Origin of the sequence: Pseudonocardia tropica, from assembly GCF_040105315.1 — a bacterium.
GTDB lineage: Bacteria > Actinomycetota > Actinomycetes > Mycobacteriales > Pseudonocardiaceae > Pseudonocardia > Pseudonocardia alni.
The window spans coordinates 238,323-253,340 of the sequence record NZ_JBEDNP010000007.1; the positions used below are offsets into that span (position 1 = coordinate 238,323).

At 75.5% G+C, this 15,018-nt stretch carries 11 protein-coding genes; 4 read left to right on the top strand and 7 right to left on the bottom strand.

Annotation, left to right across the window (positions count from 1 at the left end):
- Positions 1 to 14: 14 nt before the first annotated feature.
- The 3 genes from pssA to moeA form a co-directional block, all read right to left on the bottom strand.
- On the bottom strand, positions 15 to 1,022 hold the full coding sequence (gene pssA, locus WHI96_RS14160) for a CDP-diacylglycerol--serine O-phosphatidyltransferase (protein WP_345653602.1): 1,008 nt from the start codon (positions 1,020 to 1,022) through the stop codon (positions 15 to 17).
- Between the two features lie 10 nt (positions 1,023 to 1,032).
- Complete coding sequence (locus WHI96_RS14165) at positions 1,033 to 1,743, bottom strand: phosphatidylserine decarboxylase (protein ID WP_345653599.1); 711 nt, start codon at positions 1,741 to 1,743, stop codon at positions 1,033 to 1,035.
- A gap of 603 nt (positions 1,744 to 2,346) precedes the next feature.
- Positions 2,347 to 3,600 carry a molybdopterin molybdotransferase MoeA gene (gene moeA, locus WHI96_RS14170; RefSeq protein WP_345653596.1) on the bottom strand — a complete coding sequence of 418 codons (1,254 nt, stop codon included), beginning with the start codon at positions 3,598 to 3,600 and terminating at the stop codon, positions 2,347 to 2,349.
- A gap of 218 nt (positions 3,601 to 3,818) precedes the next feature.
- Between moeA and groL the strand changes: the two genes are divergently transcribed.
- Positions 3,819 to 5,447, top strand: a complete 1,629-nt coding sequence (groL, locus tag WHI96_RS14175) for a chaperonin GroEL (protein WP_020622657.1) — start codon at positions 3,819 to 3,821, stop codon at positions 5,445 to 5,447.
- Between the two features lie 91 nt (positions 5,448 to 5,538).
- Here groL and WHI96_RS14180 read toward each other — a convergent pair whose 3' ends face one another.
- Complete coding sequence (locus WHI96_RS14180; RefSeq protein ID WP_345653591.1) at positions 5,539 to 6,504, bottom strand: helix-turn-helix transcriptional regulator; 966 nt, start codon at positions 6,502 to 6,504, stop codon at positions 5,539 to 5,541.
- A 63-nt stretch (positions 6,505 to 6,567) separates the two neighbouring features.
- On the opposite strand from WHI96_RS14180, the gene WHI96_RS14185 reads away from it, so the two are divergent.
- Entirely contained in the window at positions 6,568 to 7,176 is a 609-nt protein-coding gene (locus tag WHI96_RS14185) for a TIGR03086 family metal-binding protein (RefSeq protein WP_345653588.1), read from the top strand.
- Positions 7,177 to 7,241: 65 nt separating this feature from the next.
- Here WHI96_RS14185 and WHI96_RS14190 read toward each other — a convergent pair whose 3' ends face one another.
- From WHI96_RS14190 to WHI96_RS14200, 3 genes are all read right to left on the bottom strand, one after another.
- Positions 7,242 to 7,685, bottom strand: a complete 444-nt coding sequence (locus tag WHI96_RS14190; RefSeq protein ID WP_345653585.1) for a PspC domain-containing protein — start codon at positions 7,683 to 7,685, stop codon at positions 7,242 to 7,244.
- A 121-nt stretch (positions 7,686 to 7,806) separates the two neighbouring features.
- A complete protein-coding gene (locus tag WHI96_RS14195) occupies positions 7,807 to 8,010 on the bottom strand; it encodes a hypothetical protein (RefSeq protein WP_345653582.1) in 204 nt (67 codons plus the stop codon).
- Between the two features lie 82 nt (positions 8,011 to 8,092).
- Positions 8,093 to 9,754: a DNA repair helicase XPB gene (locus WHI96_RS14200; protein WP_345653579.1), complete on the bottom strand. Its 1,662-nt coding sequence runs from the start codon at positions 9,752 to 9,754 to the stop codon at positions 8,093 to 8,095.
- 363 nt (positions 9,755 to 10,117) lie between these two features.
- Between WHI96_RS14200 and WHI96_RS14205 the strand changes: the two genes are divergently transcribed.
- Entirely contained in the window at positions 10,118 to 14,575 is a 4,458-nt protein-coding gene (locus WHI96_RS14205) for a nitrate- and nitrite sensing domain-containing protein (protein WP_345653577.1), read from the top strand.
- On the top strand, positions 14,572 to 15,000 hold the full coding sequence (locus tag WHI96_RS14210; RefSeq protein ID WP_020623626.1) for a roadblock/LC7 domain-containing protein: 429 nt from the start codon (positions 14,572 to 14,574) through the stop codon (positions 14,998 to 15,000). The genes WHI96_RS14205 and WHI96_RS14210 overlap by 4 nt, the downstream gene beginning before the upstream one ends.
- Positions 15,001 to 15,018: the final 18 nt, after the last annotated feature.

Genomic DNA, 15,018 nt, shown 5'->3' on the forward strand with positions numbered 1-15,018 from the left:
TCCGGGGGATCGGGTCAGCGACGGCGCAGGCCGAGGCGGCGGCCGGAATCGCGGGGCGCGGCGGCGACGCCCGGACCGCGCGGGTCGCGGACGGCACCGGTGTCGCGCATCCCGTCGCGGCGGGCCTCGCCTTCCGGGTCGAGCCTGCGCCGGACACCGCGGGCCACCGCCCCGGCCCGGCCGGCGACCCGGCGGCGCAGCGGCGGACGCAGGCCGAGCCGACGGGCGGACCGGGCCGCGCGGGCGACGGCGCGGCGCTGGCGGGTCGGCACGTCCCACGCCTCCGGGTGGCGCGACAGCCAGCGGTAGCGGTAGGCGGTCCAGGGCAGGAGCAGCAGGTAGACGACCCCGGCGACGGCGATCCCGAGGAACGGGATGGTGATCAGGATCGCGACGACCGCGGCCACCCCGACGAGCAGCCAGCGGGTGGTGCGCGGGGAGACCCGGACCGTCTTGAGCGACAGCGTCGGGATGCGGCTGACCATGAGCCCGGCCGTGACCAGCGCCCACACCGCGACCAGCGGCCGCTCCGACCACCAGCCCTGGCCGAAGTGCAGCCACAGGTAGATCGGGATGCCCGCGGTCAGCGCGGCCGCGGGTGCCGGGACGCCGACGAAGAACTCGCGGGCGAACGGCGGGGCGCTGTCGTCGTCGATCAGGGTGTTGAAGCGTGCCAGGCGCAGCGCCATGCACACCGCGAACACCAGGGCCACCATCCAGCCGGCCCGGGTGCCCTCGAACGCCCAGATGTAGATGACCAGCGCGGGGGCGACACCGAAGGAGACCAGGTCGGCCAGTGAGTCGAGCTCGGCGCCGATCCGGCTGGAGGCGTCGAGCAGCCGGGCCAGGCCGCCGTCGAGGGCGTCGCAGAGCGCGGCCGCCAGCACCGCGATGATCGCGAAGTCGAAGCGCGACTGGAGCGCGAAGTAGACCGCGGTCAGGCCCGCGCAGAGGTTGAGGACGGTGACCGCGTTCGGGAGCAGCCGCACGCCGGCGGGATAACCGCCGGCGGGGCGGGACATCCCCACGACCTCAGCGCTCCGCCGGCCCGGCCACCAGGCCGAGCACGGTCTCCCCGCCCACGGTTCGCTGGCCGGGGCGGACCAGCGCGGTCGTCCCGGGCGGGAGGTAGGTGTCCACGCGCGAGCCGAACCGGATGAGGCCGAACCGCTCGCCCGCGGCGACCTCGTCGCCGTCGCGCAGGGCGCAGACGATCCGGCGGGCCAGCAGGCCGGCGATCTGCACGACCCCGACCCCGACGCCGTCGGCGCGGACCACGGTGATCGCGTTGCGCTCGTTGTCCTCGCTGGCCTTGTCCAGGTCCGCGGACAGGAACGTGCCGGGCGTGTAACGGACCCGCGCGACGCGGCCGTGCACCGGGACCCACTGGACGTGCACGTCGAGCACGGTCAGGAAGATCGAGACGCGGGTGTGCGGGACGCGCGGGAGGTCGAGCTCGGCGGGCGGGACCGTCTCGGTCACGGTGGCGACCGCGCCGTCGGCGGGGGCCAGCACCGCGTCGGTGCGCAGCGGCGGGGTCCGGACGGGGTCGCGGAAGAACAGTGCGGTGGCCGCGGTGGCGAGCAGGCCCGGCAGGGTGCCGCGGCCGGTGAGGGCGCGCACCCCCGCCGCGGCGAGCGCCACACCGGCGACGATCGGACGCCCACCCGGGTGCATCGGGGGGATCGCGTCCCGGACCAGTCGGGCGATGTGGGTCGGGGAGGTCCCGGTTCCTTCGGCCATGGTGGGTCGTCGGCTCCTGATGCTCCGGTGGGGGATCACCAACGCTACGCGGGCGCCGCGGACGGCTGTCCGGCGGGACGACCGGGACACGCCGAGGATCCGGGGGTCCCCGTGCCGGGCCGGATCCGGTGGCAGGATCGGTGGTTCGTGCCCGGTTCCGTCCGCACGCGGTGCGCGACCCTGCGGGCCCGGTCGGGGGCAAGAAAAGGGCCGGGGCCGTCGTCCCCCGAGACGACGACCCCGGCCGTGGAACCGCTCGTCCGCTCCCCAGCGACGGGCGGTGGGCTTTGTGCTGTAAAGGGTCTACCCCTCCACGCCGGAAAGTATTCCTCTCCGACGACCGGCAGTCCAGATCACGACGGATGTCAGCCGTGATCTACCTCGTTCGGCCGAACGGACACCCCCTAGGACGTCGCGCGCGGTGAGATCGTTGCCCCGACTGCCTATGAAACAGCTCACACTTTCGGCGCAGCCGCACGTCCGCGCGAGTGGTGGGCCCGTGGCGGAGCGCAGTCCTGCTCGCGACACCCGCTTGCCATCCCCGTCGGCCCGGCTCCGCGCGTCACCGCCCGACACGCCCGGGCGTGACCAGCGGACGCCGGGTCACGGGGCGTCGAGCAGCCAGACGGCGACCTGCTCGCCGTCGGCGACGGAGGTCGCGTCGGCGGGCAGGTCGATCAGACAGTCGGCCCGGGCGAGAGCCGCGATCAGGTGCGACCCGGTGGACCCCACCTCGGACACGGTCCCGGCGGCGGCGTCGAGCAGACCCCGGCGGAACTGGCGGCGCCCGGCGGGCGAGGACAGCGCCCCGGACAGCCGGGCGGTCACCACCGGCCGCGCCGGTGCGGGGTGCCCGGCCGCCGCCCGGAGCGCGGGCCGGACGAACACCTCGAACGAGACCTGGGAGCTCACCGGGTTCCCGGGCAGGGTGACGGTGGCGACCCCGGTCCCGCCCAGCTCGAGCCGTCCGCAGCCCTGCGGACCGCCGGGCTGCATCGCGACCTTGCCGAACTCCACGCCGTGGCCGGTCATGGCGTCCTTGACGACCTCGTAGGCGCCGGCGCTCACACCGCCGGAGGTCAGGACGAGGTCCACGCCGTCGCCGACCCTCTCCGCGAGCACCGCGCGGAACCGCTCGACGTCGTCGGGGACGAAGGAGAGCTGCTCGGCCGTCGCGCCGGCCTCCCGGACCGCGACGGCGAGCATCGTGCCGTTGGACTCGTAGATCTGCCCGGGCGCCAGCGTGCCGCCCGGGGCGACGAGCTCCGAGCCGGTGGACAGCACGAGCACGTGCGGGCGGCGGCGGACCGGCAGCTCGGCCCGGCCGACGGCGGCGGCGAGCCCGATCTGGGGCGCGGCCAGCACCGTTCCGGCCCGCAGGACGACGGCGCCCGCCGCGGCGTCCTCACCGGCCCGGCGGACGAAGGCGCCCGGCTGCGGTGCCTCGTGGATCCGGACCCGGTCGAGCCCACCGCCGGGGCGGGCGTCGGTCTGCTCGACCGGCACGATCGCGTCCGCACCCTCCGGAACGGGGGCGCCCGTCATGATCCTTGCCACCGTGCCCGGCGCCAGCGCGGGGACGTCGGTGCGCCCGGCCGGGACGTCGGCCGCGACCGGGAGCTCCACCGGCGCGGCCGCCGACGCGCCGGCGAGCTCGGCGGCGCGGACCGCGTAGCCGTCCATCGCGGAGTTGTCGAAGGGCGGCAGCGCGACGCCCGCCGTCAAGTCCTCGGCCAGTACCCGGCCGCTCGCGGCGGCCAGCGCGACCGGCTCGGTCCCGGTCGGCGGCAGCAGGGCCGCGACCGCCGCGGCGTGCTCGGAGACGGTGCGCGGACCGGCCTGCGACCAGGTGCTCATGGACCCATCCTGCCCGTCGCGCCCGCGGGCGCCCAGCCGGGCGGGGCGCGCTTGCACTCACCACGGGCGAGTGCTAGAAACGGGCTCAGCATCCACTGGCACTCGTGTCCGTGGAGTGCCAAGGTCGGGTCGGTGAGTCCGGCGCAGGGTTGCCGGGCGTCCGTCGCGGGCACCGCATCCGATCACTCGACTCACCTCTATCGGAGGGCAACACCCCCATGGCGAAGCAGATCGCGTTCGACGAGGAGGCCCGTCGGGGCCTCGAGCGGGGCATGAACACCCTCGCCGACGCCGTCAAGGTGACGCTGGGCCCGAAGGGCCGCAACGTCGTGCTCGAGAAGAAGTGGGGCGCGCCGACCATCACCAACGACGGCGTGTCGATCGCCAAGGAGATCGAGCTCGAGGACTCCTGGGAGAAGATCGGCGCCGAGCTGGTGAAGGAGGTCGCCAAGAAGACCGACGACATCGCGGGCGACGGCACCACCACCGCCACCGTGCTGGCCCAGGCGCTGGTCCGTGAGGGCCTGCGCAACGTGGCCGCCGGCGCGAACCCGATGTCGCTCAAGCGCGGCATCGAGAAGGCCACCGAGGCCGTCTCCCAGGCGCTGCTGAAGTCGGCCAAGGAGATCGAGACCAAGGAGCAGATCGCTGCCACGGCCTCCATCTCGGCCGCCGACCCGCAGATCGGTGAGCTCATCGCCGAGGCGATGGACAAGGTCGGCAAGGAAGGCGTCATCACGGTCGAGGAGTCGCAGACCTTCGGGCTCGAGCTCGAGCTCACCGAGGGCATGCGCTTCGACAAGGGCTACATCTCGCCCTACTTCGTGACCGACGCCGAGCGCATGGAGGTCGAGCTCGAGGACCCCTACGTCCTCCTCGTCTCCTCCAAGATCTCGACCGTCAAGGACCTGCTCCCGCTGCTGGAGAAGGTCATGCAGTCGGGCAAGCCGCTCGCCATCATCGCCGAGGACGTCGAGGGCGAGGCCCTGGCCACCCTGGTCGTCAACAAGATCCGCGGTACCTTCAAGTCCGTCGCCGTCAAGGCCCCGGGCTTCGGTGACCGCCGCGAGGCGATGCTGGCCGACATGGCCATCCTGACCGGTGGCGAGGTCATCTCGGAGAAGGTCGGCCTCAAGCTCGACACCGCCGACCTGTCCCTGCTGGGCACCGCCCGCAAGGTCGTCGTGACCAAGGACGAGACCACCATCGTCGACGGCGCCGGTGACGCCGACCAGATCGCCGGCCGGGTCAACCAGATCCGCGCCGAGATCGACCGCACCGACTCCGACTACGACCGCGAGAAGCTCCAGGAGCGTCTCGCCAAGCTGGCCGGCGGCGTCGCCGTCATCAAGGCCGGCGCGGCGACCGAGGTCGAGCTCAAGGAGCGCAAGCACCGCATCGAGGACGCCGTCCGCAACGCCAAGGCGGCCGTCGAGGAGGGCATCGTCGCCGGCGGCGGCGTCGCCCTGATCCAGGCCGGTGCCGGCCTGTTCGAGGGCCTCGGCCTGGACGGTGACGAGGCCACCGGCGCGAACATCGTCAAGGTCGCGCTGGAGGCCCCGCTCAAGCAGATCGCGGTCAACGCCGGCCTCGAGGGCGGCGTCGTCGCGGAGAAGGTCCGCAACCTGCCCACCGGTGAGGGCCTCGACGCCGCCACCGGCGAGTACAAGGACCTCATCAAGGCCGGGATCATCGACCCGGCCAAGGTGACCCGCTCGGCGCTGCAGAACGCGGCCTCCATCGCGGCCCTGTTCCTCACCACCGAGGCGGTCATCGCCGACAAGCCGGAGAAGGGCGGCGGCGCCCCCGCCGACCCGACCGGTGGCATGGGCGGCATGGACTTCTGATCGGTCCTGCCCCACCAGGCACACAGCACCACCCCGCGGGGGCGGTACCGGTTCGCCGGTGCCGCCCCCGCGGCGCGTCCGGGGTCCGCCGTCACCCCAGGGCGACGACGGCCGCGCGGGCCCGCTCCCGCAGCGCCGTCACCAGCTCCGGGGGGTCCAGCACCCGCACGTCGGGCAGCAGCGGCCACAGCACCCGCCCGGCGTGGAACAGGTCCCCGAACGCGGCGACGACCTCGGTCGTCCCGTCCCGGGTCCGCTCCTCGTCGACGGTGACGGCGGACAGCGCGTCGCGGCGGTCGGCGGGCACGGCGAGGTGGACCCGGAGCCCGGGCCTGCGGGCCCGGAAGTCCTCGCGACGGCGCAGCCACAGCTCCTCCAGGTCGACGCCGGCGGGCCGTTGCGCGGGCTCGGCCAGCGGCTCGGCCTCCTCGATCCGCGACACCCGGTAGGTGCGGTCCTCCCCGTCGCGCAGCCCCAGCAGGTACCAGCGCCCCGACGCCTGGACCAGCCCGACCGGGTCGACGACCCGCTCGGCGGCGGGCCCGGGCTCCGCCCCCGGCCGGGTCCCGGTCCGGTAGCGGATGCGGAGCCGGACCCCGCCGAACACGGCGCGCTGGACGGCGGTGAGCACGTCGGTGGTCGCGCCGTCGTCGGTGTCGCGCAGCCAGCCACCGCGCCGGACCAGCACCCGTCCGGCGGCGTCGGTGGCCTGCTCCCGGGCGGCGTCCGGCAGTGCGGCGACGATCTTGCGCATGGCCGAGGCGAACTCCGGCCCCAGCCCGAGCGCGCCGGGCGTCGACGTCGCGCCGGAGCCGAGCAGCGCGACCGCCTCCCCCGGGGTCAGGCCGGTGAGGTCGGTGGTGAAGCCCGGCAGCAGCGCGAAGCCGCCGTGCCTGCCGCGTTCGGCGTAGACCGGGATGCCCGCGGCGGACAGCGCCTCGACGTCGCGCAGCACGGTGCGCTCGGAGACCTCCAGCTCGCGCGCGAGCACGGCGGCGGTGGTCCGGCCGCGGTGGCGCAGCAGGAGAACGAGGGACAGGAGCCGGTCGGCGCGCACGTCCCGGAGAATGCCACGGAATCACGACAGGAGATGTCAGGTATCGCGGGCACGCTGGCGCCCATGACGAACCCGACGCTCACCACCGACCCCCGCCCCGCCTACCTGGCCGCCCTCGACTGGGTCGCCGGCCTCGCCCGGGCCGTCCCCGCCGACCGGATGGCCGACCCCACCCCCTGCGACGACTTCGACGTCCGCACCCTGCTCGCACACCTGGTCACGACGCTGCGCAGGCCGGCGGCACTCGCCGCCGGGACCGACCCGATGGCCGCCCCGCCGGTCAGCGACGACGTCCTCGACGACCCGGTGTCCGCCTACGTCGACGAGGCGGCGGCGCTGCAGGCCGTCTGGTCCGGCCCGGAGGGCGAGACGCTGCTCGACCGGGTCGCGCGGCTGCCGTTCGGCGAGGTCCCGGCGCGGGCCGCGCTGGCCGTCTACCTGAACGAGACGCTGGTGCACGGCTGGGACCTGGCCGTCGCCACCGGGCAGGACCCGGAGGCGGACCCGGAGCTGGCCACGACGGCGCTCGCCACCGCCCACGCCTACCTGCCCGCCGAGCGGCGTGGCGGCCCGGTGCCGTTCGGCCCGGTCGTGGAGCACCGCCCGGAGGCGGGGCCGACCGAGCGGCTGGCGAACTGGTCGGGCCGGGTCTCGACGGGCTGGGTGGGCTGAGGGGCTCCGGCGTCGCGGCTCCCCCTCGTGAGCCGCGACGCCGGCACTCCCGCCCGCGCACCGGCTCAGGCGGCCGGCGCGATCAGCCAGGCGGCGAGGTACACCAGCGCCGCCGCGCCGCCGGTGAACAGGGTCAGGACGAGGACCGCGATGCGCAGCAGCGCGGCGTCCGCGCCCAGGTCCGTGGCGAGACCGCCGCAGACACCGCCGAGCATCCGGTCGGTGCTGCTGCGCCGGAGCCGGAACGCGGCGACGCGGTCGCCGATGCCCTGCGCCGCCGTCCGGGTCCCGGCGCCGCCGGACGGCGCGCCCGTGGTGTGCGGCGCCCCCGTCGTGTACGGCGCCCCGGCGCCCGGACCGGGGTGGACGGCCCCGGGGTCCGCAGCGGCGGCCGGGCCCGCGTCGGAGGGGCCGGTGCCGGTGAGCGGGACCTCGGGTCCCGCGGTGCCGGCGTCGTGGACGTCGGTCCCGGTCGTTGCCGTACCGGTCGTGCTCGCGTTGTTCTCCATGGCTCCAGGCTGTCGCCCCGGCGCGCACCGGGACTCGGGACGAGCCCGGAGACCGACCCGGAGCCGGGACCGCCCCGCATCAGGGGCGCGTGCCCGCGCGTACCGGGGTCGCGGTGCCCGCTCAGCCGGGCGGTCGGTGGCCGGGCGGCGGCTCGACCGGGCCGCGCTGCTCCGGCGGGACCTCGGACGACGGGCCCTGCCGGGGCGGCGGGTCGGGCACCTGCCGGTCCCGCATGCGCACCACCCGGCCGATCACCAGCGCGACGACGACCGACAGGACGAGCCACGCCCCGATCCCGACGAGGATCCACAGGGCGGTCGACATGTGCCCTCCCCGGCCGTCGCGGACTCCGACCAGTGTGCCCGTGATCGGCGCCGTACGGAGGCCCCCGGTCCGGGTGAGCGGCTCAACCGGCGTCGGGCAGGGCGGGGCCGAGGAGGTCGTCGGCGTCGACGATCCGGTAGGCGTAGCCCTGCTCGGCGAGGAAGCGCTGCCGGTGCGCGGCGTAGTCGGTGTCCACGGTGTCGCGGGACACCACCGAGTAGAAGTGCGCCTGGCGGCCGTCGTTCTTCGGGCGCAGCAGGCGTCCGAGCCGCTGGGCCTCCTCCTGCCGGGACCCGAACGTGCCGCTGACCTGCACCGCGATCGTCGCCTCGGGCAGGTCGACGGAGAAGTTCGCGACCTTGGAGACGACCAGCGTCGCGATCTCGCCGCGGCGGAACGCGTCGAACAGCTTCTCCCGCTCCTTGTTGCGGGTGGAGCCCTGGATGACCGGGGCACCGAGCTTCTCCCCCAGCGCGTCGAGCTGTTCCAGGTAGGCCCCGATGACGAGCGTCTGCTCCCCGGCGTGCCGGTCGAGGATCGCCTGGACGACGTTGAGCTTGGTGTTCGCCGTCGACGCCGTCCGGTAGCGCTCCTCGGCGTCCGCCGTCGCGTAGGACATGCGCTCGGCGTCGGTCAGCGTCACCCGCACCTCGACGCACTCGGCGGGCGCGATCCAGCCCTGCGCCTCGATGTCGCGCCACGGTGCGTCGTAGCGCTTCGGGCCGATCAGGGAGAACACGTCGCCCTCGCGGCCGTCCTCGCGGACCAGGGTCGCGGTCAGGCCGAGCCGGCGCCGGGACTGCAGGTCCGCCGTCATCCGGAAGACCGGGGCCGGCAGGAGGTGCACCTCGTCGTAGACGACCAGGCCCCAGTCGCGGGAGTCGAACAGCTCCAGGTGCTTGTACTCGCCCTTGGTCTTGCGGGTGACGACCTGGTAGGTGGCGATGGTGACCGGACGGATCTCCTTCTTCTCGCCCGAGTACTCGCCGATCTCCTCCTCGGTCAGCGACGTCCGCGCGATCAGCTCGCGCTTCCACTGCCGCCCGGAGACGGTGTTGGTGACCAGGATCAGGGTCGTCGCGCCGGCCTTGGCCATCGCGGCCGCACCGACGAGGGTCTTGCCCGCGCCGCAGGGCAGCACGACCACACCCGAGCCGCCCTCCCAGAACCCGTCGACGGCCTGCTGCTGGTAGTCGCGCAGCGTCCAGTCGTCCTGCTCCAGGGCGATCGGGTGGGCCTCGCCGTCGACGTACCCGGCGAGGTCCTCGGCGGGCCAACCGACCTTGAGCAGCGCCTGCTTGAGGTGCCCCCGCTCGGAGGGGTGGACGACGACGGTGTCGTCGTCCAGCCGCGTGCCCAGCATCGGGCTGATCTTCTTCTGCCGGAGGATCTCCTCCAGCACGGCGCGGTCCAGCGCGGTGAGGACGAGGCCGTGCGCGGGGTGGTTGGACAGCTGCAGCCGCCCGTAGCGCCCCATCGTGTCGACGACGTCGACCAGGAGCGGCTGCGGGACCGGGTAGCGGGCCCAGCGGACCAGCGCGTCGACGACCTGCTCGGCGTCGTGCCCGGCGGCGCGCGCGTTCCACAGGGCCAGCGGGGTGACCCGGTAGGTGTGGACGTGCTCGGGTGCCCGCTCCAGCTCGGCGAAGGGCGCGACGGCCGCGCGGGCCGCTGCGGAGTCGGGGTGGTCGATCTCGAGCAGCAGCGTCTTGTCGGACTGCACGATCAGCGGGCCGTCGGTCACGGAACGAATCCTCTCGAGGCCGGGGAACGGAGCGGTACGGGTCCGCCGGACGCCGAGCGGAGACGAGCGGTCGGCGTGCGTCACGTCACGTGACCACGAGGCAACCGGCCCTACGCCACTCGGGAGACGAGGGTTCCGGGGGCTAGACTCGGCAGCCGTCCGTCACGCACAGACGGGACCCGGCACGATCATATCCGTCCGACTCCCCCGGGACGCGGCAACCGCCGCCCCGTGTCGGTCGTGGTGCGGTCGAGCGGTTCCCGTCGTGACCCCGAAAGGCGCACCGGACCAGCTGATGCTCCCCGACCTCGTGCCCGCCGCGCCGCCCGTCCCCGGACCGGAGACCGACAGGGAGATCTCGCCGTGACCACCGTGACCAGCACGGAACGCCCGAGCACGTGGTCGGAGCGACTCGACCCGCGGAACTGGAGCCTGGTCGCCAAGCTGGCGGTCGTCGGTCTGGTGCCCACGGTCCTCGCCCTGTCCATCGGCGCCGTCCGCGTCGTCGACCAGGCCAACGTGGCCGAGGAGCTCGGTCGCGGCAGCGGCCTGGTCGACGTGCACCGCCAGATCGAGACGCTGACCGGCGCGCTGCAGACCGAGCGCGACGCCGCCGTCCGCTTCGTGGCGGGCGACCGGCGGGGTGACCGGGCCGCGGTCGACCGGGCGCAGGCCACGACCGACCAGGCGCTGCAGGCCACCACGGCGGGGCTCGACGCCGCCGAGCAGCAGGCCCCCGACCTGGCCACGGCCCGCCGGCAGGCGGACACCACGCTGGGCCAGCTGCCGGTCATCCGGTCGCAGGTCGCCGAGGGCCCGACCGCGGCCGCCGACCTCACCGGCCGCTACACCGCGGTCGTCCAGCGCACGCTGGGGCTGGACCGGGCGCTGGTGGGGCGGCTGCAGACCGCCGACACCGCCGGCCTGACCACGGCGATCGCCGCCGGGTCGAGCGCCCGCGAGGCCCTGCAGCTCGAGCGCGCCGTGGTCGGTGGCGCGCTCGCCGCGGGGACGCTGGAGGAGCAGCAGCGCGCGCAGGCCACCGGGGCCGAGGCCGCGTTCCAGGCCGCGGCCGGTGACTTCCAGTCGTCGCTGACGCCGGAGCAGGCCGAGTCCTTCGGGAACTTCGGCGCGGGCCAGGCGAACGGGGAGCGCAACGCGCTGCGCGACCAGGCGCTCTCCGTCCCGCCGGGGGTCGCGCCGCCGGTCGACCCGAACGCGTGGAACGCCGCCGTCGACCGGTCCGTCGCCGCGGTGGACCGGTCCACCGCCGCCGCCGAGCAGGCGTTCGTCGACGGCCGGGCCGCGGCCGCCGAGCAGGCGGGCAACACCGCGGGCCTCAACTCCGTGCTGCTGATGCTCACGATCCTGCTGACCGCGGGCATCATCCTGCTGCTGGGCCGTCAGATGGTCCGTTCGCTGCGTCTGCTGCGCAGCTCGGCGCTCGAGGTCGCGGAGCAGAAGCTGCCCGCGGCGGTGCAGAGCATGCGCTCCGGGCAGGCACCGAACGCGCTCGTGGAGCCGGTCCCGCTGGACAGCCGCGACGAGATCGGCCAGGTGGCGCGGGCCTTCGACGCCGTGCACGGCCAGGCGATCCGCCTCGCCGCCGACCAGGCCGCGCTGCAGCAGAACGTCAACTCGATGTTCGTCAACCTCTCCCGCCGCTCGCAGGCGCTGGTCGAGCGCCAGCTGCAGCTGATCGAGCAGCTGGAGAGCAACGAGCAGGACCCGGACCAGCTGTCGAACCTGTTCCAGCTGGACCACCTCGCGACCCGTATGCGCCGCAACAGCGAGAACCTGCTGGTCCTCGCGGGCACCGACCTGGCGAAGCGGAACGTGGCGCCGGTGCAGGTCGTCGACGTCCTGCGGGCCGCGGTGTCGGAGGTCGAGCAGTACCAGCGGGTCGTCGTGCAGACCCCGCCGAACGCGACGATCGCCGGTCGCGCCGCGAACGACCTCGTCCACCTGCTCGCCGAGCTGCTGGACAACGCGACGAACTTCTCGCCGCCGGACTCGCAGGTCGTCATGTCGACGACCCGCACCGCCGACGAGTCGCTGCTGGTCGAGATCTCCGACCGTGGTGTCGGGATGACCGACTCCGAGCTGGTCGACGCCAACCAGCGCCTGTCCGGCCCGGCCGAGGTCGACGTGTCGGCCTCCCGGCGGATGGGCCTGTTCGTGGTCGGCCGGCTGGCCGCACGCCACCGCGTCGGGGTCCGGCTCGCCTCGGCCGCCGTCGGCGGCGGCTCCGGCGGGCTGAGCGCCTCGGTGACCGTCCCGCCGCAGCTGGTGCCCTCCGCGCAGCTGCCCGAGCAGCGCCGCGACGGCGACCCGGGCACCTGGGGCGGCCTGCCGCCCCAGGACGGCGAGCAGCAGGCCCCGCAGCTGCCGGCCCCCGCGCTGACCGGCGGCGGAGCGCCCGACGGGCCCCGGCCCGACTCCCCGGTCGCGGTGAACGGCAACGGCCGCGGTGGGTCGCTGCCGTCGATGGTCGCGGGCTCCGACGGCCCGATGACCCCGACCTTCGAGACCGGCACGTCCTCGTCCACGACGGCGCGCAACGGCTCGGGCTCGAGCCTGCCGACGCGCCGTCCGGGGTCGTCGCTGACGAAGAACGCGGCCCCCGGCGACGCCGGTGGGCAGACCGCCGACGGGTCGGCCCCGACCCTGAACGGGTCCGCCCCGCAGGGTCTGTCGGCCTTCGCGCCGTCGCAGGACGGCGCGCGCGACGGGCGTACCCCGGCCGACGTCTTCACCCCGGCCGACGAGGCCGGCTCCGGCCCCGCCGACGGCGACGCCCCGCGCGGCGCCGAGGCGGTCCGGAGCACCGGGCCGGCCCCGTCCGGCGACGGTGACGGCCCGTCCGGCGACACGGACACCGGTCCCGGGTCCCCCACCGACGCCGACGACACCGACACCGCGGTCCCTGCCGACGGCGCCGACAGGGCCGACACCGACACCGACCACACCGACGGCGACGCGGACCGCTCCGGTGGCACCGCGGCCCCGTCGGCCGCCGCCGCGCTCGGGCTGGCGGGTGCCGCCGCGGCGGCCGCCGCGGCCCGGGCCCGTGCCGACCGCGAGATGGACGACACCGTCGTCCTGGACCGGGCGATCGGCGACGGTCCCGAGGACCACCGGCGGACCCCCGCCGACGACGAGGGCTCCGCGGGGACCGGTTCCGCTGCCGAGACCGGTCCGGACGGGACCGACACCGACAGCTCCGCGGCCCCCCGGGTCGCCGACCGGGACACCGACGGGGACGGGGACACCGAGGACGCCACCGACCGGGACACCGTCCGGGACGCCGACGGGACCGCCCCGGAGGAGACCCCGGTCGCGGCCCGCACGAACGGCATCGCCCCGTTCCCCCCGGCCCCCGGGGACCGCGTCGACGCCCGCGGGACCGACGGTCACGCCCACGACGGGACCGGGGCCGCGGACGCGGCAGTCACCGACGTGAGCGCCCCGTCCGACCACGCCCCGTCCGACGACACCGACGTCGACGACACCCCCGACGCCACCCCCGACGCCACCGGGGTCGGCACCACCGGGGCGGGCCACACCGGGTCCGGCCCCGCCGAGGACGACACCACCGGCGCGGCCGCGTCCACGGACGCTCCCGGGACCGGCGCGGACGGCGCCCGCCCCGCGGACACCGCATCCGGGGACGGCGCTGCGCACGGCGGGTCCGGGGAGACCGGATCCGGGGACGGCGGCTCCGCCGACCCCGAGACCGCGGCCCTCCCGACGATCCGCCCGTCCGGCCGCACACCGATGGGCGGGCCGCTCCCGGCCCGCACCGACGGGTCCCGCCCCTCCCCGTCGCGACGTCCGGTCATGCCGGCCCGCGGCGCCGGACCGGCGCTGCCCACCCGCGGGCCCGGCCGCCAGGGCCCGCCCCCGGCTGCGGCCCGCGGCCCGCAGCAGCCCGCTCCCCAGCAGGCGCAGCCGGTCCAGCAGGCGCAGCCGGTCCAGCAGGCGCAGCACCCGGAGGCGCCGCAGGAGCGTCCGGTGCAGCAGGCGCCGGGTCGGCAGGCACCCGCACCGCTACCGAAGCGCGAGGGTGGCCGGGCCGCGGGCCCCGCGGGCCTCGCCGCGAACGCCGCCGGTTCCGCGCAGGACGAGCTGTTCGCACCGAAGGTGCCCGTCGAGGGCGACCGGGGTCAGCTCCGGCGTCCCGGGGCGGTCGAGTCGGCCCGGGCCCAGACCGGGTTCGACATGGGTCAGACCACCCCGATCTTCGACGACATCGCCTCGGCCTGGTTCCGCTCGAACCGCTCGGTGCCGGTCCGCTGGCAGGACGGTGCCGGTCCGAACGGTGGTGCCCCGGCCGGTGCTCCGGCCCCCGCCGTGCCCGACGCCCCGGCGCCCCCGTCGGGCTTCGCCTCCCCCGCCGACGACGTCTGGCGGCAGGCCCGCGAGGCCACCGACGGCGACGAGTCGGAGACCACCGGTGACGACCTGACGACCGCCGGACTGCCCAAGCGACGCCCGCGGGCGCGACTGCTCCCGGGCAGTGCGGCAGGATCGACCGTGCTCAGCCCCGCTCCGGCGGAGCCGAGGGACGCCGAGAGCGTCCGTGGCCGTCTCGCCAGCTACCAGCAGGGCGTGCGTCAGGGCCGGGAGAGTGCCTCCGGCGTCCGTCGCAACGCACCGCCCGGCACGACGGACACGGTCGACGGCGACTCCGAGCAGCACGACCCGCAGGACCAGCACGACCGGCAGGGCACCCGTGCCCCGCAGGACACCACCGCGACCGGCACCCCCGAGCCCACCGCGGACCGACCGAACTCGTCCGACCCCGAGGAGAACCAGTGAGGGCACCGCAGGCACAGCCGAGCCAGAGCCGTTTCGGCTGGCTGGTCACCAACTTCGCGGAGCGCGTCCCGGGTGTCGCGCACGCCATCGTGGTGTCGACCGACGGGCTGCTGCTGACCGCGTCCGACCGGCTGCCGCGCGACCGGGCCGACCAGCTCGCCGCCGTCGCATCCGGTCTGGTCAGCCTGACCCAGGGCGCCGCGCGCTGCTTCGACGCCGGTGGCGTCGTGCAGACCGTCGTCGAGATGGACCGCGGGATCGTGCTGCTGATGTCGATCAGCGACGGCTCCTGCCTGGCCGTGCTCGCCTCGCCGAGCTGCGACATCGGCCTCGTCGGCTACGAGATGACGCTGCTGGTCGACCGGGTCGGCCAGCTGCTCACCCCGGAGCTGCGCGCGGAGCTGCAGGGTTCGTTCGGGCCCTGAGGCCGCGGCTCCGGACCC